The 20604-nt window shown below is 71.6% G+C and carries 12 protein-coding genes; 11 read left to right on the top strand and 1 reads right to left on the bottom strand.

Going from position 1 to position 20604, the window contains the following annotated elements:
• Positions 1–242: 242 nt before the first annotated feature.
• The 4 genes from O3X23_RS09590 to O3X23_RS09605 all read left to right on the top strand — a co-directional run bounded on the left by O3X23_RS09590 (position 243) and on the right by O3X23_RS09605 (position 6459).
• On the top strand, positions 243–2336 hold the full coding sequence (locus O3X23_RS09590; RefSeq protein WP_269270828.1) for an RICIN domain-containing protein: 2094 nt from the start codon (positions 243–245) through the stop codon (positions 2334–2336).
• 147 nt (positions 2337–2483) lie between these two features.
• Positions 2484–3098, top strand: coding sequence for a hypothetical protein (locus tag O3X23_RS09595; protein WP_269270829.1), 615 nt, complete (start codon positions 2484–2486; stop codon positions 3096–3098).
• A gap of 211 nt (positions 3099–3309) precedes the next feature.
• On the top strand, positions 3310–4320 hold the full coding sequence (locus O3X23_RS09600) for a LacI family DNA-binding transcriptional regulator (protein ID WP_269270830.1): 1011 nt from the start codon (positions 3310–3312) through the stop codon (positions 4318–4320).
• A gap of 102 nt (positions 4321–4422) precedes the next feature.
• Positions 4423–6459, top strand: coding sequence for a glycoside hydrolase family 31 protein (locus tag O3X23_RS09605; protein ID WP_269270831.1), 2037 nt, complete (start codon positions 4423–4425; stop codon positions 6457–6459).
• 99 nt (positions 6460–6558) lie between these two features.
• Here O3X23_RS09605 and O3X23_RS09610 read toward each other — a convergent pair whose 3' ends face one another.
• Positions 6559–9420 carry a glycoside hydrolase family 3 C-terminal domain-containing protein gene (locus tag O3X23_RS09610; RefSeq protein ID WP_269270832.1) on the bottom strand — a complete coding sequence of 954 codons (2862 nt, stop codon included), beginning with the start codon at positions 9418–9420 and terminating at the stop codon, positions 6559–6561.
• 312 nt (positions 9421–9732) lie between these two features.
• On the opposite strand from O3X23_RS09610, the gene O3X23_RS09615 reads away from it, so the two are divergent.
• The 7 genes from O3X23_RS09615 to O3X23_RS09645 are packed head-to-tail and all read left to right on the top strand — an operon-like array spanning position 9733 to position 20554.
• Entirely contained in the window at positions 9733–11415 is a 1683-nt protein-coding gene (locus O3X23_RS09615) for a Tat pathway signal sequence domain protein (protein WP_443047805.1), read from the top strand.
• Positions 11412–12443, top strand: a complete 1032-nt coding sequence (locus O3X23_RS09620; protein ID WP_269270833.1) for an ABC transporter permease — start codon at positions 11412–11414, stop codon at positions 12441–12443. The genes O3X23_RS09615 and O3X23_RS09620 overlap by 4 nt, the downstream gene beginning before the upstream one ends.
• The gene (locus O3X23_RS09625; RefSeq protein ID WP_269270834.1) at positions 12440–13393 is read left to right on the top strand and encodes a carbohydrate ABC transporter permease; all 954 of its coding nucleotides are present in this window, start codon (positions 12440–12442) and stop codon (positions 13391–13393) included. The genes O3X23_RS09620 and O3X23_RS09625 overlap by 4 nt, the downstream gene beginning before the upstream one ends.
• A 49-nt stretch (positions 13394–13442) precedes the next feature.
• Positions 13443–15617: a 1,4-beta-glucanase gene (locus O3X23_RS09630; RefSeq protein WP_269270835.1), complete on the top strand. Its 2175-nt coding sequence runs from the start codon at positions 13443–13445 to the stop codon at positions 15615–15617.
• A 47-nt stretch (positions 15618–15664) separates the two neighbouring features.
• Positions 15665–17662, top strand: a complete 1998-nt coding sequence (locus O3X23_RS09635; protein WP_269270836.1) for a beta-galactosidase — start codon at positions 15665–15667, stop codon at positions 17660–17662.
• On the top strand, positions 17568–19868 hold the full coding sequence (locus O3X23_RS09640; protein ID WP_331283896.1) for a glycosyl hydrolase family 95 catalytic domain-containing protein: 2301 nt from the start codon (positions 17568–17570) through the stop codon (positions 19866–19868). Before O3X23_RS09635 ends, O3X23_RS09640 begins: the two co-directional genes overlap by 95 nt.
• Positions 19841–20554: a glycoside hydrolase family 12 protein gene (locus O3X23_RS09645; RefSeq protein ID WP_269270837.1), complete on the top strand. Its 714-nt coding sequence runs from the start codon at positions 19841–19843 to the stop codon at positions 20552–20554. Before O3X23_RS09640 ends, O3X23_RS09645 begins: the two co-directional genes overlap by 28 nt.
• The last annotated feature ends 50 nt before the right edge of the window (positions 20555–20604 follow it).

Here is a 20604-nt window from a genome sequence, read left to right on the forward strand (position 1 = left end):
GCCGACCCCGTACCGCCGCCACGCCCCCGACGCGGCGGACTATGAGGTCTATACCTCCAGTGCAATGTCACTGAAATACATGGGCACAGCGGACGCACAGCCTCCATGACCGGGCGTCAGGTCTCCCCCTGGGCGCGCATCGCGAACCTTTGCTCCGCCTGAGGGCGGCGAAACCCGTGTCGATGGACGGGCGTTCGATGTGGCATCGTCCCGCCGCAACGCAGTTCGGACGCGAGGATGGGATGACCTTGTTGCAGCGCAATGATCGAGGCGAGCACCGGCGGGGTTCGCGGGCCAAGAGACGAACCGTCCTCGCGATCGCGCTGGCGTCGGCCACGCTGGTCGCCGGCGGCGTCACCGCACTCGCCACCACGGGCGGCATCGGCACGAACACCCAGCAGGTGGACTCGGCGTCCCCGCAGGCGCTGGACGACGTTCCGCCGGACGAGCCGCGCAAGGGCATGGTCTACAAGGGCCTGGAAGCCGCCCCCGAGGACAGCGCGTGTGTCGGCGGCTTCGAGGTCGAGGGCGTCAAGCAGTGCACCCACGGTCCGGACTCACCGCCCAGGGGCGTGGACATCACCAAGGACACGCCCCCGGCCGTCAAGGCGACCGTCGTGACCTCCATACCCAAGGCCGGCGGCGGCAAGGCCCCCGGCGGCGCCGAGTTGCTCTCGGACGTGCCCGCGACGCTGGACGCCGCCCACCCCGGCAAGGCCGTCGCCTCGGCCCCGCCCGCCGCGACGGGCTCCACGGGCTCCGCCGCCAAGGCCGCCGCGGCCCAGGATACGGCGTCGGCCGTGATCTGTGACGGCGACGGATCGACCGGCAACCGCGTCCAGGTCGTCTACGCACACGGCCCCGGTGCGAACCGGTTCGCCGAGTACCTGCCCTCGTTCAAGAAGTGGGCGCACGACTCCGACGTCATCTACAACGCGAGCGCGACGGAGACCGGCGGTGTACGGCACATCCGCTACGTCACCGAGTCCGACTGCACCGTCGCGGTGCTCAACCTCGAAGTGCCGGCCGCCGCGATGCAGGACTTCAGCGCCACCAACAAGGCCCTGGCGGGCCAGGGGCTGAACCGCAAGGACCGCAAGTACATGATCTTCGCGGACTCCAACGTCTACTGCGGCATCGGCAGCTTCGCCGGCGACGAGCGTCCCGGCCCGGAGAACTCCAGCAACTTCGGTCCCTCCTACGGCCGGACGGACTCCGGCTGCTGGGGAGGTTCGACGCCCGCGCACGAACTCGGCCACAACCTCGGGGCGGTCAACAACAGCGCTCCGAACACCAGCCGTGGCGGCCACTGCGTGGACGAGTGGGACATCATGTGCTACTCGGACACGCCTTACTACCCGCAGATGCAGATCCACTGCCCGAACCGCGCCAGCGACGACCGGCTCGACTGCAACCACGACGACTACTTCAACACCAACCCGCAGCCGGGCAGTTACCTGACGACGCACTGGAACATCGCCAACAACCAGTTCCTGCTCAGCAACGGCGGCAGCAACCCCAACCCCACTCCCAACCCCACCCCCAGTCCGACAACTACTCCGACGCCCTCCCCCACCTCCACCAAGGGACCGACGCCGAACCCGACTCCGACCACGACCTCGACGCCGAACCCGACGACCGCTCCTGACGTCGCGGTGAGCCAGGTGACCCAGAACTCCGCGGTCCTCACGTGGAAGCCGGCCACCGGCGCCACCGGGTACGACCTGCTGCTGGACCAGAAGGCCATCGGCAACGTCAAGGCCACCACCGTGCGCGTGGTCAGCCTGCGGCCCGGCACGCAGTACAAGGTCGCCGTCGCCGTGCACGGCGCGGACGGCAAGGTCTCCGCACCCGGTCGCCAGGCGGCGTTCCGCACCCAGCCGGCCAGCGGAACGGCCGGCCCGGTCGAGCCCGGCAAGCGCTACCTGATGCTGAACAGCTTCACGGGCCAGGCCGCCGACATGTACGGCGCCTCCCGGGCCAACGGCTCGGTGCTCATCGGCTACCAGCGCCACGGTTACACCAACCAGCAGTGGTCGTTCGAGAGCGTCGGCGGCGGCTACGTCCGGGTCAGGTCCGCGGTGTCCGGAAAGTGCCTGCAGCTCGGCGGCAAGCCGGTCGCGGGCCAGTGGATCGCCCAGCAGCCGTGCGGCACCGCCGCATCACAGGCGTGGAAGATCACGGCCAACGCCACCGGCTACACGCTCGGCGCCAAGGGCTCCCCGCTCGTCCTCGGCGTGAGCAACCGCGACTACTACGGCGGGGCGCTGCTGGAGTTGCAGCAGCCCGGCAACCAGGCCTGGCAGCGCTGGACGTTCCAGCAGTCCACGTCCTGACCCGGCGGCCGACCACCGCTCCGGCGGGGTGAGGCCGACACCATGAACCGACGGGCCCGCCCCACCGGGCGGGCCCGTCAGCGCTCCCGCGGGCCGCCCCCACCGGCTCCGCCCCCCTTTCCCGACCCTCGTGAAAGCCGGTCCCAGATGCCCCGCCCTTCCCTCCGCCTGCCGCGGCCGGCCATGGCCGCGCCGCTGATCGCCCTCGTCACCCTGCTGTCCCTGCTGTCCGCGAGGCCGGCGTCCGCGCACGGGGACACCATCCACCTGGAGATCACCGGCAACGCGGAAGGCCGTCTGACGGTCGCGGCCACCTGGGACGAGGACCACCACCCCGTGGAGGAGAAGATCGCCGCGACCCTCCAGGCGACCGCGGCGGACGGCCGGCAGGTCGGCCCGTGGCCCCTCACCGCGCTGGACACGGCGCGGGGCACCTACACCGTCGCCGTGCCGCTGCCGCCCGGCACCTGGCAGATCTCCGCGGAATCCGCGTTCCCGGCCATGGGCGCGGGGAAGACCACCCTCAAGGTCACGGCCGTTCCGGGCCGCCCGGCCCCGACCACCGCCGTCACCACCACGCCCCCTCCCACCACCGCCCCGACCGCCGGCCCCTCCGCGGCGCAGCCGACCGCGGCCGCCGACCCCGGCAAGGACGGATCGTCGTCCACCCTGCTGATAACGGCCATCGCCGCAGCGGTCGTCTCGGCGGCCACCGCCGCCCTCCTGATCATCCGCCGCCGGCGATCGGGTCCGCAGCGGTAACACCGGGAACCTGTCGGGCGACACGAGGCATCCGACGGGTTGCGGCGAAGGCGTTGAAGCGCTTCGACTGAGCTCTGGACAGCAGCTTAGGCCGCGTCTAGTGTCGATACGCGGCAGCTGTCACGGGACAGGGTCGCGAGTGTTATCGAAGCGCTTCAATCGATAGGTTGTCCTCAGCAACCCCTTCGCCCTCGTCGGATGGAGACCCTCTATGGCCACGCTCGCCGAGGTCGCCCGGCACGCCGGTGTCTCCGCCAGCACGGTGTCGTACGTTCTCAGCGGCAAGCGCTCGATCTCGGAGGGGACCCGCGATCGCGTCGAGCGCAGCATCCAGGAGCTCGGCTACCACCCCAACGCCGGGGCCAGGGCGCTCGCCAGCAGCCGGTCGCACATCGTGGCGCTCATGGTGCCGCTGCGGACGGACATGTACGTGCCGGTGATGATGGAGATCGCCATCGCCGTGGCCACCACGGCGCGCCAGTACGGGCATGACGTGCTGCTGCTGACCGGCGAGGAGGGGCCCGCCGCCGTGCGGCGGGTGATCGGCAGCGGGCTGGCCGACGCCATGATCGTGATGGATGTCGAGCTGGAGGACGAACGCGTCCCGCTGCTGCGGGATTCGGTCCACCCGTCCGTCCTGATCGGACTGCCGGCCGATCCGTCCGGACTGACCTGCGTCGACCTGGACTTCACCGCCACCGGGGAACTCTGCGGGGACCACCTCGCCGATCTCGGGCATCGCGACATCGCGGTGATCGGCGAAGCTCCCGCGGTCTACCAGCGGCACACCGGATTCGCCGAACGCACCATGGAGGGGCTGCGCCGGCGCGCCCGCGAGCGGGACCTTCGGCTGATCCACCGCCCCTGCGACGGCAGTTACGAGTCCACCGCCGGGGTCCTGTCGCGCATCTTCGAGGAGCGGCCCCGCACCAGCGCCCTCGTGGTGCAGAACGAGTCGTCCGTCGGCCCCCTGCTCAGCCTGCTCCAGCAGCAGGGCCGGGCGGTCCCCGAGGACGTGTCGGTGATCGCGATCTGTCCCGACCAGGTGGCCGAGCAGGCTTCCGTACGGCTCACGTCGGTGGCCATCCCCGCCCAGGACATGGGGCGCCGGGCCGTCGAGCTGGTGATGGGCAAGCTGGAGGGCCGCGAGCCGCGACCGCTCACGCTGCTTCCGCCGCAGCTCACCGTGCGTGGCAGCACCGGGCCCGCGCCCGCCGTCTGAGACCTTCCGCCTTCCACCCTCCTCCCGGGTCCCGCAGCCCACGGCGCCGGACCGCGATGCCGCACGCCCTGAGATCCCTCGCGCTCTGAAGGAGACCCCACCGTGAGTCAGACTCCGCCCGCCGTGTCACTCGCCCAGTCCTCACCCACGGCCGGCACGTTCAGCGAACGCACGGGCGGCCTGGAGTGGACCGGCCGCCAGGAGACGCTCCGCATCGAAGCCTGGGGCCCGGACGCGATACGAGTACGGGCCCGGCTCGGCGGGCCGCTGCTCGACGATCTGCCCGGCGCCCTCCTGGACGACCCGCCGCCGGCCCCGTCCACGGCCGTCAAGATCGAGGACGGTCACGCGCTGCTGGTCAACGGCGCGATCACCGCGACCGTCGACGCCGAGGGCATGCTGCGCTTCCTGCGCACCGACAGCGGCGAGGAACTCCTCGCCGAGGAGCGGGCGCACTTCTGGTGGCCAGGACCGCGGCTGCGCACCGCGACCGGCAACGGCTACCACCGCATCGAGCAGCGCTTCCGCGCCTACGACGGTGAGCGGTTGTACGGGCTGGGCCAGCACCAGCACGGCCTGCTCGACCAGAAGGGCGCCGTCATCGACCTGGTGCAGCGCAATTCCGAGGTGACGATTCCCGTCCTCACCTCCAGCCGGGGGTACACCTTCCTGTGGAACAACCCGGCGATCGGCCGCGTCGAACTGGCCGCCACCGGCACCCGCTGGGTCGCCGACAGCGCACGGCAGACCGACTACTGGATCACGGCGGGAGATCCGGCCGCCGCGCAGCGCCGCTACACCGCGGTCACCGGACGCACCCCGATGCTCCCCGAGTGGGCCGCCGGATTCTGGCAGTGCAAACTGCGCTACCGCACCCAGGACGAACTGCTCGGCGTCGCCCGCGAATACCGGCGCCGCGGCCTGCCGCTCGCCGTGATCGTCTGCGACTTCTTCCACTGGACGCACCTTGGTGAGTGGAAGTTCGACCCCGCCGAGTGGCCGGACCCGGCCGCGATGACCCGCGAACTCGCCGAGATGGGCGTGCAACTCGCCGTTTCCGTCTGGCCGTCCGTCTCGCCGCTCAGCGAGACGCACCAGCCGATGGAGCAGGCCGGGCACTTCATCGGCACCGAGTACGGTCCGCTGGCGCACGCCGACTGGCCGGACAAGCAGGTCGCGGAACCGGTGCAGGTGGCCTTCTACGACGCCACCAATCCGCAGGCCCGCGCGTACGTCTGGCAGCGGATCAAGGACAACTACCTGACCCCTTACGGCATCAAGGCGTTCTGGCTGGACGCCTGCGAGCCCGAGCTCAAGCCCGGGTACCCCGCCAACCTCCGCTACCACGCCGGGCCCGGCCTGGAGGTCGGCAACCTGTACCCGCGCGAGAACTCCCGTACCTTCCACGAGGGCCTGCTCGCCGCCGGGGACGAGGAGGTGGTGACCCTCAACCGTTCCGCGTGGGCCGGCAGCCAGCGCTACGGCGCCGCCCTGTGGTCGGGCGACATCGGCACGGACTTCGCCACGTTGCGCGACCAGGTGACCGCGGGGCTGCACGTCGCGCTGTCCGGCATCCCCTGGTGGAACACCGACATCGGGGGCTTCCACGGCGGCGACCCGGACGACCCCGCCTACCAGGAGGTGCTGGTCCGCTGGTTCCAGTACGGCGCTTTCAGCCCGCTCTTCCGGCTGCATGGCTTCCGTGACCCCGGCACGCCGCTCGGACCCGACATGACCGGCGGCCCCAACGAGGTCTGGTCGTACGGCGAGGAGGCGTACGGGATCCTCACCGAGTACCTGCGGCTGCGTGAGCGCCTGAAGCCGTATCTGCTGGCGCAGATGCGTACCGCGCACGAGGAGGGCATCCCGCCGATGCGCCCGCTGTTCCTGGAGTTCCCGCAGGACGGGACGGCCTGGGGCGTCGGGGACGCCTTCCTCGTCGGTCCGGACCTGCTGGTCGCCCCCGTGCTGGAGGCGGGGGCCCGTGAGCGCACCGTGTACCTCCCGCGGGGCGCGCGGTGGGCCGATGCCTGGACGGGCGCCGCGTACGAGGGCGGGCAGTCGGTGACGGTGCCCGCACCGCTGGAGCGCATACCGCTCTTCCTGCGGGACGGGGCGGTGCTTCCGATCCGGGCGTAGTGCCCAGCGAGAACGCCCCCGGCCCACGGGCCGGGGGCGTTCTCGCGTCCGAAGGAACAGCAGGATCAGCCGGATCAGCCAAGGCGGCGGATCAGCGGATCAGCCGGAGAAGTCCAGGCGGTCCACGCGCACCGGCCCGCGCAGGGTCAGGTGCAGGTCGTGGACGCCTGCCGGAACGGTGTCGAGCGGCAGCCGCACCTCCGCGTAGGCGTACCGGCTGCCGGTCACCGGCACGTCGACGGCCGCCAGCGACGTGCCGTCGCCCAGGTGCAGCTCGATCGACGCCGTACTCGGACCGGCCTCCTCCAGGGCGGCCCGCACCACCACCGTGTCCGGTCCCTCCCTGCCGAAGTCGCAGCCGCGGAAGAGCAGCCGGCCCGGCTCCGTACCGCCCGGAGTGACCGCGTCGCCGCGCTCCTTCGACCGATCGACCAGCACCACGCCGCTCTGCTCGTCGAAGTCCGCTCCCGCGAGGCCGCGCCCGCGCACCTGGCGCGGGGCGGGCGGCTCGCCGCCGACCGTGAGGGTGCGCGTCAGGCGGATGTCGGCACTGGACGCGCCGGCCTGGATCTCGTACGCGCCCGGGCCGACGGTCCACAGCCCGTGGGCCACGTCCCAGAAGCCGAGCCGGTCGAGCGGCACGGTGAAGGCGACGGTGCCGGACTCACCGGGCGGCAGGGACAGCCGGCCGTGCCCGATGAGGGTGCGGGCGGGCCGCCGCACCCCGGTGTCGGGCACCCCGGCGTACAGCTGGACGGTCTCGGTACCGGCGGTGCGGCCGGTGTTGGTGACCGTGAGCGTGCCGGAGACCGTGTCGCCGTCGCGCGACAGGTCCAGGTCGCGGTAGTCGAAGGACGCGTACGACAGCCCGTGGCCGAAGGGGTAGAGGGGTGTTCCCCGGAAGTAGAGGTAGGTGGAGCCCGCGGTGATGATGTCGTAGTCGAGCAGGTTGGGCAGGTGCTCGTCGGCGGCGTACCAGGTCTGGGGCAGGCGTCCGGACGGGGAGACGTCGCCGAACAGCACGCGTGCGAGGGCGGTGCCGGCCGACTGGCCGCCGTGCGCGGTCCACAGCAGCGCGGGAAGCGCGGCGTCGGCCGCGGTGACCGCGTAGGGGTAGCTGGAGGTCAGGGCCAGCAGCGTGCGCGGGTTGGCGGCGTGGGCGGCGCGCCAGAGGGCTTCCTGCCGCTCCGGCAGGTCCAGCGTCCGCCGGTCCTCGGTCTCCCGGCCGTTGATGTGCGGGTCGTTTCCCGCCACGACGATCACGGTGTCGGCTGCGGCGGCGGCCTGCGCGGCCTCCTCCACGCCGTGCCGGGTGATCTCCACCGTGAACGCGGTGCCCTGGTCGGCAACCTTCAGCCCGTCGGCGGTGACTTGGATGTACCGGCCGGTCCCTGAGTGCCTGAGGAGGTGAGTGTCGCCGTGCTGCTCCAGCCTGAACGTCTCCTGCACGATCCAGCCGCCGGGCTGGTCGGCGGCGGCGCGCACATATCCGTCCCCGGCCACGGTCAGGTGGCGGCCGGAGGGTGCGCGCAGCGTCAGCAGGCCCTCGCCCCACTCCGTCAGGGTCAGTTCGGTGGGCTGCCCGCCGACGCGCACGGGGGGCAGGTCGGTGCGGCCGGAAAGATGTGCCGGATTGAGCGAGGCCTCGTCTGCGGGCGATGCGTCGTCCTCGGCGGGGTCGGTCACCTGCACCCAGCCGTCCTCGGTCCGCAGCCGGACCCGGTCCGCGCCGTCGGCGAAGATCACCCGGTCGGCGCCCAGGCGTTCGCGCAACGCGTCCACCAGCGAGGCGCGCCGGATCAGGCTGCCGCTGTACCAGTCCGTCTTCACCTCGTCGGCGAGCGGGCCGACGACCGCGACCGTCCGCGTACCGCTCTCGTCCAGCGGCAGCAGCCCGTCGTTCCTGAGGAGCACCACGGCGGCCTCCGCCGCCCGCAGCGCGAGCGCGCGATGCGCGGGGGTGTCGTAGGAGCCCAGGTCGGTGGCCCCGTACGGGCCCTGGTCCGGGTCGAACTCACCGAGCCGGACGCGCAGGGCCAGCAGCCGACGTACCGCGGTGTCGACGTCCTTCTGGTCGATCAGGCCGCGCCGCAGCGCGCCGTGCAGCCGGCCGGTGATCTTCGACGAGTCCTGGTCGTGGTCGGTGAAGCTGTCCACCCCGGCGCGCAGCGCGGCGGCCGTGGCCTCCTCGTGCGAGTCGAAGTAGTGCTCGGAGTCGACCAGGTTCGACGGGGCGCCGGCGTCCGAGCAGACGACGAGATCCTGGCCGGTCCACCGGCGCAGTTGCTCGTCGAGCAGCGGGGAGACGTGGTTCGGGCGGCCGTTGACCAGGTTGTACGCGGGCATCACCCCGGCGACGGTGCCCGCCTCGACCGGCCCGCGGAAGGCGGGCAGGTCGTACTCGTGCAGGACCCGGGGGCGCACGGAGGAGGAGGTGGTGTCGCGGGCGGTCTCGTTGTTGTGCGCCAGCCAGTGCTTGAGGACGGGCGCGGTGCGCCAGTGGTCCGGGTGGTCGCCCCGCAGCCCGGAGGTGTAGGCGGTGGCGAGATCGGAGGTGAGGCGCGGGTCCTCGGAGTACCCCTCCTCGTTACGGCCCCACCGCGGGTCCCGCAGCAGGTTGACGGTCGGCGCCCAGACGTTGAGCCCCACGCGGGAGTCGCGCGAGCGCATCGCCCGGACCTCGGTGCCGACGGCCTCGCCGACCGCGCGCACCAACTCCGCGTCCCAGCTCGCGCCGAGACCGACGGCCTGCGGGAACACGGTGGCCGGCCCGCTCCAGGCGACGCCGTGCAGCGCTTCCTGTCCGGTACGGAAGGCGTGCAGGCCCAGCCGCGGCACCGCGGGGGCGAACTGGTGCAGCATCGCGATCCGCTCGTCGGGCGTGAGCCGTCCGATCAGGTCCTCGACCCGGGCGGCCAGGGTGAGTCGCGGATCGCGGAACGGCAGGTCTTCGGTGGTCACACAGGCCCCTTCGAGCGGAACAGGCGAGGAACGACGGCGGGACTACGGGTTTCGAAGCGCTTCGATGCTGGTGCGAGGGGTGGGCGCTGTCAAGGCATGCGACGGCAACGGCCCAAAATTCCCGGCCCTTTGCGGATGCGGTCTGTGATTCGGTGCGCTGCGGACTCTTGCGCGCCCCGCCACGCACACTTAACCTCATCGCAACATCGAAGCGCTTCGACCAATGATGCCAAATCTTCTGCCAGACCCCATTGAGATGCCGGCCGGCGTGCTCCGCCACGTGTCCTGGCGCCGCCACGAAGGGTTGACGCAATGCCGAACTCCCAGGCCCCGGCTCCGGCCGAACCAGCCACTCCCAGCCGGAGAACCTTCCTCACCGGCGCGATAGCCGTAGCCGCGATCACCGCGGGCGGCCCGCTGCTCACCGCCTGCTCGTCGGCGAAGAGCACCAGCAACAAAGGGAGCGTCGCCACCGGTGACGCGCTCAAGAAGGTGCTGCCCACCTACGTGCCCTCGACGCTCGTCGCACCGGACGTTCCCGGCGTGAACGGCTCGAGCCCCGGCTTCATCAAACTCCCCGACCCGCTGGTCGTCTCGGTCAAGGCCAAACCCGGCAAGGGAAGCACCTTCAAGGCGATGACCCCCATCTGGGGAACCGTCCCGAAGAAGGACAACGCCTACTACAAGGCGGTCGACGAGGCGGTCGGCGCCACGATGGAGTTCGACCCGCTGGACGGCACCACCTACCAGGAGAAGATCGGCGCGGTGCTCGCGTCGAGCGGCATCCCCGACCTGGTCACCATCCCCGGCTGGAACATGCAGGGCCAGATCCGCAACGCCATCGAGAACAAGTTCGCCGACCTGGGCCCGTACCTGTCCGGTGACGCCGTCAAGAAGTACCCGAACCTCGCGGCCATCCCCACCGGCGCCTGGCAGATGGCGGTCTTCGGCGGCAAACTGCGCGGCCTGCCCAACTCCGGCGGCGTGCTGGGCAACGCGATCTTCTACCGCAAGGACCTCGTCGACGCGGCCGGCGTCGCGCTGCCGAAGACGGCGGACGAGATCGTCTCCTTCGGCAAGTCCGTCACCGACGCGAAGAACAAGCGGTGGGCCTTCGACGACCTGTGGGTGTGCATCCAGAAGCTCTACGGCGTCCTCCCGGACGCGCCGCACTACTGGCAGCTCAAGGACGGCAAGCTCGTCCACAAGATAGAGACCCAGGAGTACCGCGAAGCGCTCGCCTTCGCCCGCAAGCTCCACGACCAGAAGCTGGTCCACCCCGACGCCGACGCGGGCAAGGACGGCGACGCGAAGATCCGCTTCACCTCCGGCCAGACCGTCATGTACCAGGACGGCACCGGCGGCTGGTACGGCATGGTCTCGGAACAGTCCAAGCAGAACCCGAAGTTCGACATGCAGGCGCTGGACTACTTCGCGGCCGACGGCGGTGCCCCGCTGCTGTGGCAGGACGACCAGGCCGGGATCTTCAGCTTCATCAACAAGAACCTCCCCAAGGAGAAGGTCGAGGAACTGCTCGCGATCGCCGACTACGCGGCCGCCCCGTTCGGCTCGAAGGAGTTCCAGCTCGTCAACTACGGCGTCGAGGGCACGCATTACCACCTCAAGGACGGCGCCCCCGCCTTCACCGACCAGGGCGTCCAGGAGGCCCAGCCGGCCACGCTCTACTTCCTCGCCGCCCCGCCGCCCTCCATCGCGCACCCCGACCAGCCGCAGATGGTCAAGGACTACGCGGGCTGGATGGCCCGCCAGGCACCCCACCTGAAGAAGCCGATGTTCTACGGCATGCAGGTCGTCGAACCCACCCGCTACGCCTCCCTCTACACGGGCTTCGACGACCTGCAGAAGGACATCCGGCGCGGCCGCAAGCCCGTCAGCGCCGTCGAGGACGCCGTCAGCACCTGGAAGAAGAGCGGCGGCGAGCAGTTGCGCGCCTTCTACCAGGACATCCTCGACAAGAACGGCAGCGGGGCGTGAGGACGAGGGTCCGCGTCGCCGCGGCGCTGCCCCGGCAGCCCGGCACCGGCGGCGCGGCCCGGGAGGAGCACGCCGCCCCGGCGGCGGCTCCGTCGCCGAAACCACCCGCACCGGGCATCACCCGCCGGCAGCGCTTCCGGCGCGACCGCACCCTGCTGCTGATGACGGTGCCGGCCGTCGTCCTGCTGCTGATCTTCAACTACGTGCCGCTGCTCGGCAACGTGGTGGCGTTCCAGGAGTACGACGTCTACGGCGCCGGCATCACCGGCAGCCCCTTCGTCGGCTTCGACAACTTCCAGCGGCTCTTCGACGACTACCGCTTCTGGGAAGTGATCGGCAACACCCTCAGCATCACCTTCACCCAGCTGATCCTCTTCTTCCCGATCCCCATCGCGCTGGCCCTGCTGCTGAACAGCGTCTTCAACGACCGCGTCCGCGCCTGGGTGCAGGGGATCGTGTACCTGCCGCACTTCTTCTCCTGGGTGCTGGTCATCACCGTCTTCCAGCAGATGTTCGGCGGTGCGGGGCTCATCGCCCAGCACCTGCGCCAGCACGGCGTGGACGGCTTCGACCTGATGACCAACCCGGCGCTGTTCAAGTTCCTCGTGACCTGGCAGGCGGTCTGGAAGGACGCGGGCTGGGGCGTGATCGTCTTCCTCGCCGCACTGAGCGCCGTCAGCCCGGACCTGTACGAGGCCGCCGCCGTCGACGGCGCGAACCGCTGGCGCCGCATGTGGCACATCACGCTGCCCGCGCTGCGCCCCGTGATCGCCCTGCTGCTGGTGCTGCGCGTCGGCGACTCGCTCAACGCCGGCTTCGAACAGATCCTCCTCCAGCGCGACGCGGTCGGACCCGGCGCGTCGGAGATCCTCGACACCTACGTCTGGTGGACGGGCATCAAGACCGGCGACTTCGGCTACGCGGCCGCCGCCGGAATCTTCAAGGGCGTGTTCAGCGTGCTCCTCGTGCTGCTCGCCAACCGGGCCGCCCACTTGCTGGGCGAGCAGGGGGTGTACTCCAAGAAATGACCGCCATACTCACCGACCCGGACAGCCGGGGCGCCACGCCCCTGGAGAAGATCGACAGGACCGGCGGACGACCGGTGTGGGAGGAGGAACCGAGCGCGATCGGCCAGGGGATCAAGGGACTCTCCCTCGTCGTGGTCTGCCTGGCCATCCTGGCGCCGCTGTGGGTGGTGGTCGTCACGAGCCTGTCCGACAGCAGGACCATCACCGAGGCCGGCGGCCTGGTCATCTGGCCTCGGACGATCACCTTCCGGTCGTACACCGAGCTGCTGAGCGGCGGGATCGTCACCCGCGCCGCCCTGGTCAGCGTCGTGGTCACCCTGGTCGGCACGGTATTCAGCATGGCCGTCTCCGTCCTGTGCGCCTACGGACTGTCCCGCACCGGCTCCTTCGCCCACCGCCCGATCCTCATGACGCTGATGCTGACCATGTTCTTCGGCGCCGGCCTGATCCCCACCTACCTGCTGGTCACCGGCATCGGGCTGCAGGACAGCTACTGGTCGATGATCCTGCCCAGTGCGATCAGCGTCTTCAACATCCTGGTGCTCCGCTCCTTCTTCATGGGCGTGGCACCCGAACTCATCGACAGCGCCCGCATCGACGGGGCCGGCGAGTGGCGGATCCTGTTCCGGATCGTCATGCCGCTGTCCCGCGCCGTGATCGCCGTCGTCTCGCTCTTCTACGCGGTCGGCTACTGGAGCCAGTGGTTCAACGCCAGCATCTACATCAACGACAGCGAGAAGTACCCGTTGCAGATGATCCTGCGGCAGATCGTGCTCAAGCAGGAGGTCCCGCCCGGCGCCATGGGGCAGGCGGTCAGCAGCGGCGCGATCTCCAGCCTGTCGGTGCAGATGGCGGTGATGGTGCTGGCGCTGGTCCCGGTCGCCGTGCTCTCGCCGTTCGTCCAGAAGCACTTCCACAAGGGCATGCTCATCGGCGCCGTCAAGGGCTGACGCCCTGTCCGACCCTCCGCTCACTCCCCCGCACAGTGAGGTCTTCGCCATGCCCCTGCCCAGCCGACGCGGTGTGCTGCTCGGATCGGCCGCCGGTGCGGCCGCCGCCGCCCTGCCCGCGGCCCCGGCCCGCGCCGCCCAGCCCGACGCACCTCGGGCCCGGCCCCACCGCTGGCGCACCGTGGCCATCGGCGGCACCGGCTTCGTGACCGGTGTGCTGTTCCACCCGACCGTGCGCGGCCTCGCCTACGCCCGCACCGACATCGGAGGCGCCTACCGGTGGGAGGAGCGCACCGCGCGGTGGACCCCGCTGACCGACGCACTGGGCTGGGACGACTGGAACCTCCTCGGCGTCGAGGCCATCGCCGTCGACCCCTCCCACCCCGACCGCCTGTACCTCGCGGTCGGCACCTACGCGCAGTCGTGGGCCTCCCCCGGCGCCGTGCTGCGCTCCGACGACCGGGGCGCCAGCTGGTCGCGGACGGATCTCACGGTGCGGCTCGGCGCGAACGAGGACGGACGGGGAACGGGCGAACGCCTCCTCGTCGACCCGCGGGACAGCGGAGTGCTGTGGCTCGGCACCCGGCACGACGGACTGTGGAAGTCGTCCGACCGCGGCGCGAGCTGGGCCCGCGCCGAAGCCTTCCCCGGCGCGCCCTCCGCCACCGGGCAGGGCGTCACCTTCCTCGCCGCGGCCGGACGCGTCCTCTACGCGGGCTGGGGCGACGGGGGCAGCGCGCTGTACCGCACGACCGACGGCGTCACCTGGGAGGCCGTACCCGGACAGCCCACCGGGACGAGCGCGCGGATCCCGCAGCGCGCCGTCCACTCCTGCGGCACGCTGTACGTCACCTACGCCGACGCTCCCGGGCCCAACGGCATGGCCGACGGCTCGGTGTGGAAGCTCGACACCGCCGCGGGCACCTGGAGCGACGTCACTCCGGTGAAGCCCGCCGGGGGAGACCTGTTCGGCTACGCGGGGCTGGCCGCCGACGCCCGGCGCCCCGGCACTCTGATCGTTTCCACCAACAACCGCTGGGGCCCGGTCGACACCCTCTTTCGCACCACCGACGGCGGTCTGACCTGGACCTCGCTCAAGGACACCGCCGTCCTGGACGTGACCGGGACGCCGTACCTGCGATGGGGTGAGGCCGCGCCGAAGTTCGGCTGGTGGATCCAGACCGTCGGCATCGACCCGCACGACTCCCACCACGTCGTCTACGGCACCGGCGCCACCGTGTTCGCGACCCGCGACCTGGTCCACTGGGCCCCGCAGGTCCGCGGACTGGAGGAGACCGCCGTCACCAAACTCATCTCCCCTCCCACCGGGACCGCCCACCTGCTGTCCGCACTCGGCGACGTCGGCGGCTTCCTCCACGACTCCCTCGACTCCTCCCCCGCCGCCGGCATGTACACCGGCCCCGTCTTCGGCTCCACCACCGGCCTGGACCAGGCCGCGCTCAAGCCCTCGTACGTGGTCCGCACCGGCTGGTCCTCGACGCAGAACGGCGCCTACTCCCATGACGGCGGCCGCAGTTGGACGCCCTTCGCCGCCCAGCCCGAGCAGGCCGCGAACGCACCCGGCCCCGTCTGCGTCAGCGCCGACGGCCGGACGCTGCTGTGGTCGCTGATCCACTGGAGCGGCACCACCTACCCGACGCAGCGCTCCACCGACAACGGCGCCCACTGGACCGAGGTGGGCACCTTCCCGCAGGGCGCGACCCCCGTGGCCGACCCCGTCGACCCGGCCCGCTGCTACGCCTACGACACCGGCTCCGGGACGCTGTTCGTCTCCGCGGACGCCGGCGCGGTCTTCACCGCAGCCGCCACCGGGCTGCCCGCCGGCGACACCCAGTACCACATCGGCGCCGCGCCCGGACGCGGCGCCGATCTGTGGCTGTCGGCCAAGGACGGCGGTCTGCTGCGGTCCACCGACGGCGGCGCCACCTTCGCGCGGGTCCCGGGCGTGGAGGCCTCCTACACCCTCGGATTCGGCAGGTCCCGCACCCCGAGGGGATATCCGGCGCTCTTCCACGTCGCCCGGATCAACGGCGTCACGGGTGTCTTCCGCTCCGACGACGCGGGCGCCACCTGGCTGCGGATCAACGACGACGCCCACCAGTGGGGCTGGACCGGACAGACGATCACCGGCGACCCCCGCATCCACGGCCGGGTCTACCTCGGCACCAACGGCCGCGGCATCCAGTACGCGGACGCGCTCTGACACACCGGCGCAGCCCGACGAAGCTCCCGACGAAGCGAGTGTCCCCCATGCCCGATCTGAACGACGCCGCCCGCGGCCGGATCCTCTTCGGCGGCGACTACAACCCCGAGCAGTGGCCCGAGGACGTGTGGCAGGAGGACGTCCGCCTGATGCGCGAGGCGGGCGTCAACACCGCGACCGTCGGGGTCTTCTCCTGGGCACGGCTCGAACCCCGGCCCGGCGCGCGCGACTTCGGCTGGCTCGACCGCGTACTGGATCTGCTGGACACGAACGGCATCGGAGCGGTGCTGGCCACCCCCACCGCCTCACCGCCGCCCTGGATGGGTGCCCGCCACCCCGAGACGCTGCCCCGCTCCGAGGACGGCTCGGTGATCTGGTACGGGTCACGCAACCAGTTCTGCGCGAGCTCGCCGGTCTACCGCGACTACGCCCGCCGGATCACCGAGGACCTCGCCGAGCGCTATCGCGAGCACCCGGCCCTGCGGATGTGGCACATCAACAACGAGTACTGCACCAGCTGCTGGTGCGACGAGACCGCCCGCCACTTCCGCCGCTGGCTGAGCGCCCGCTACGGATCCCTGGACGCCCTCAACGAGGCCTGGGGCACCGCCTTCTGGAGCCAGCGCTACGACGCCTGGGAGGAGATCGTCCCGCCGCGCAAGGTCCAGTACATCGTCAACCCGACCCAGGGACTGGACTTCCGCCGCTTCACCTCCGACGCACTGCTGGAGTGCTTCACCGCCGAACGCGACATCGTCGCCCGGCACAGCCCCGGGATACCGGTCACCACCAACTTCATGCCGCTGTGGATCGGCCAGGACGGCTGGACCTGGGCGGGCCGGGAGGACGTCGTCTCCGTCGACATCTACCCCGACCCCAAGGACCCGCACGGCGGCGCGTACGGCGCGATGGTCCACGACCTGACCCGCTCGCAGGCCGGCGGCCCGTGGATGCTCATGGAACAGGCGGCGGGCCCGGTCAACTGGCGGGGCGTCAACCACCCCAAGCCGCCCGGCCTGATGCGGCTGTGGTCGCTGCAGGCCGTCGCGCGCGGCGCCGACGCCGTGTGCTTCTTCCAGTGGCGGCAGTCCCGCCAGGGCAGCGAGAAGTTCCACTCCGGGATGCTCACCCACACCGGCCAGGGCGGCCGCACCTTCCAGGAGGTCAAGGGCCTCGGTGCGGACCTGGTCCGGCTGGCGGCCGCCGTGGACGGCCGCGTCGAGTCCCAGGCCGCGATCCTGCACGACTGGAACGCCTGGTGGGCCGGACAGCAGCCCGGCCGCCCCTCGACCCTCCTCGACTACGAGCAGGTGCTGCGCGCCTGGCACCAGGCCCTGTGGGAGAGCGGCATCACCACCGACTTCGCGCACCCCGAGGCGGATCTGAGCCGCTACCCGCTCCTGCTCGTCCCCCACCTCTACCTGCTCACCGACGCCGCCCTGGACAACCTGGCCGGCTACGTCCGCGCGGGCGGCACCCTGGTCTGCGGCTTCTTCACCGGAGTCGCCGACGAGGACGACCGCATCCGCGCCGGCGGCGTGGACGTCCGGCTGCGCGAACTCCTCGGCCTGGCGGCGGTCCACGAATGGTGGCCGCTCGACGGCGGGGAGACGGTCACCGTCGAGGACACCGGCCTGGGCACCTTCTCCGGCACGCTCTGGTCCGAGGACCTCGAACCCGCCGGCGCGCACCCGGTGGCCGTCCACAAGGGCGGCGTCCTGGACGGCCGCCCCGCCGTGACCCGCCACCCCTACGGGGACGGCACCGCCTGGTACGTGTCGGTGCTCCCCGAACCCGCGGCACTGCGGGCCCTTCTCGCCCGCGCCGCCGACGAGACCGGTGTACGGCCCCCACTGCCCGGCCTCCCCGCAGCGGTGGAGGCCGTACACCGCGGCAGCCTGCTCTTCCTCCTCAACCACGGGCAGCACCCGGCCACGGTGCCCGTCCCCGGTGCCCACACCGACCTGCTCACCGGCCGCGACGTCACGGACGAAATCCACCTCGACCGTTACGGCGTCGCCGTCCTGCGGCAGGACGGAACGTGAACACGCCCCGCCGGCGCGGCAACTGGGACGCGGCCCCCGCCACCCGCTGGGAGGACGCCTTCCTCGCGGGCAACGGACGGCACGGCGCGATGGTGCACGGCGACCCGGCGGACTGGAGCGGCTGCGCGACGACATCCTGGCGGGACGCGCCGCCGAGGCCGTCCACCGCACCGTCGGCGACGGGCCCCTGCAGTGGGTCCGCCCCTTCCACCCCGCCTTCGCCGTCCGCGTCCGGCGCCCCCGCACACCGGTCACCGACTACCGCCGCACGATCGACTACCGCACCGGCACCGTCCGCACCACCTGGACCCAGGACGGCGGCCGGTGGGCCGGCGAATGCTTCGTCTCCCGCGCCGACGACGTGATCGTCCAGCGCCTCACCCCGCCCCCGTACGGCACCATCACCGCGGAGATCCACCACGACGTGCGGCTGCCGGGAGCCCCTGACGACCTCCGGGTGCTGAGCACCGCCGCCGACGTCGAGGATCAGCCGGCCGAGGCGCTGATCTCCACCTCCGTGCACTACCCGGACAGCGATCTCGGGTACTCCGGCTGGACCCGGGTCATCGCCCGCGCTGGCACGCTGCGCACATCGGGCGGCACGACGTCCGCCGAAGGCTGTACGGAGCTCACCCTCCTCACCCGCGTCGCCCCCTGGAGCGCCCCGGGCGCCCCCGCGCCGCGGCGCTCCTACGAGTCGCTGTTCGCCCGCCACCGCCCCCTGCACCAGGAACCGTACGACCGGGTGGAACTCGACCTCGACGCCCCGGCGGGCCATCGGGCACTCCCCGCCTCGACGCTGCTCGCCGACCCGGGAACCCACCGACTCGCCCTGCTGGAGCGGCTGTTCGACGCCGGCCGGCACCATCTGCTGTCCTCCTCGGGCCTGCTGCCGCCCCGCCTCACCGGGATCTGGACCGGTGACTGGGAAACGGCCTGGCAGGGCGCGTTCACCTGCGACGCCAACCTCAACCTGCAGCTGTCGTCGGCCGCGGTGGCAGCGCTGCCCGAGGTCTCCCTCTCCCTGGCCGCACTCGTCCGCGCCCAGCTCGACGACTGGCGCGACAACGCGGCCCGCCTCTTCGGCACGCGCGGCATCGTCGCCCCCGCCCACAGCGACGGCCTGTCCGGTCGCGCCTACCACTACTCCGACGACTACCCCCTGCATCTGTGGACCGCCGGAGCCGACTGGCTGCTGCACCCGCTCCTCGACCACGCCGCCGTCACCGGCGACCGCTCCTTCGCGCACGAGGTCCTCGCGCCGCTGCTCGCCGAGACCGCCGCGTTCTACGAGGACTTCCTGACCCGTACCGGCCCCGGCGGCACGCTCGTTCTCGTCCCCTCCTACTCCCCGGAGAACACCCCGGCCGGCGCCGGCAGCCCCGTCACGGCCAACGCCACCATGGACATCGCCGCCGCCCGGCACGCCCTGCGCGCCACCGGCGACCCCGGGCACGCCGCGCTCGCCGACCGGTTGCCGCCCTACCGGATCAACCGTGACGGCGCGCTGGCGGAATGGTCCTGGCCGGGCGATCCGGAGCGCGCCCCCGACGCCTACGACCACCGGCACATCAGTCACCTCTACCCCGTGTGGCCGCTCGACGAGATCAACCCGTGCGACACACCCGAACTGGCCCGCGCGGCCCGCCGCGCCCTCGAACTGCGCGGCGCCGAGAACGACTCCGCCCACGGCTTCCTGCACACGGCGCTCGTCGCGGCCCGGCTCGGTGACGCACAGCGCGTGTCGGGCGCCCTGCTCTCCGTACTCGACCAGGACTTCTTCCACTCCGGTCTGATGAGCTCGCACTATCCCACGCGGGAGGTGTACAACGCCGACGCGGCCCACACCCTGCCCGCCGTGCTCATCGAGGCGCTGCTGCACTCGACCCCCGACCGCATCGTGCTCCTTCCCGCGCTGCTGCCCTTCCTCCTCACCGGCACCCTGCGCGGCATCCGCACCCGCTGCGGCGTCACCGTCACCGAACTGTCCTGGTCGGTGCCCGCCCGGCGGCTGCGGGTCGTCCTGCGGTCAGCCACCGGACGCGCGGTGCGCCTGCAGACCGGAGCCGACGGCCGTCCGCGCACCCACCGTCTCCCCGCCGGCCGGGACCTGGTCCTGAACCTTCCCCTCGGCGGGGCTCCCCCCACCAACCCCCCACACAGCAAGGGAGTCCCCCCATGCGCAGAGCCGTACGCCCATTCCTGAGGACGACGCTATTGACGCCGGTCCTGGCGTTCCTCGCCGTCCTCGGCATGCTCGCCGCCCCCGCCCAGGCCGCCACCTGGTCGTCCTCCGACCAGTGGGGCACCTGGTCCAACGGCGGTTACACCCTCTACAACAACGTCTGGGGCAGTGGAGCCGGCACCCAGACCATCTGGGCCAACTCCTCCAGCAACTGGGGCGTGCACGCGAACCACCCCAACACCGGTGGCATCAAGTCCTACCCCAACGTCACCAAGTACGTCGGGAAGCCGCTGTCCTCGCTGGCGGGCGTGAAGAGCACCTTCAACGTCTCTGTGCCGGGCAGCGGTGCGTACGAGACGGCGTACGACGTGTGGGACTCCGCCAACGCCTACGAGATCATGCTGTGGATGAACAAGACCGGCGCGGTCGGCCCGCTGGGGACCTCCCAGGGCACGGTGACTCTCGGCGGCCACAGCTGGACCGTCTACAAGGGCAGTAACGGTGCCAACGCCGTCTTCTCCTTCGTCCGCGTCGGCAACACGAGTTCCGGCACGGTCGACATCCTCGCCATCCTCAACTGGATCAAGAACACCAAGCACTGGTTCTCCGACATCACCCTCGGCAACGTCCAGTTCGGCTACGAGATCACGTCTTCCGCCGGAGGCCTGGACTTCACCACCAACAGCTACGGGGTCACCACCTCCTGAAACCCGCCGCGCGGCGGAGCCCGGTCCGGCTCCGCCGCGTGGGGTGGGCA

The sequence above is a fragment of the Streptomyces sp. H39-S7 genome, from assembly GCF_027158205.1.
Lineage (GTDB): Bacteria > Actinomycetota > Actinomycetes > Streptomycetales > Streptomycetaceae > Actinacidiphila.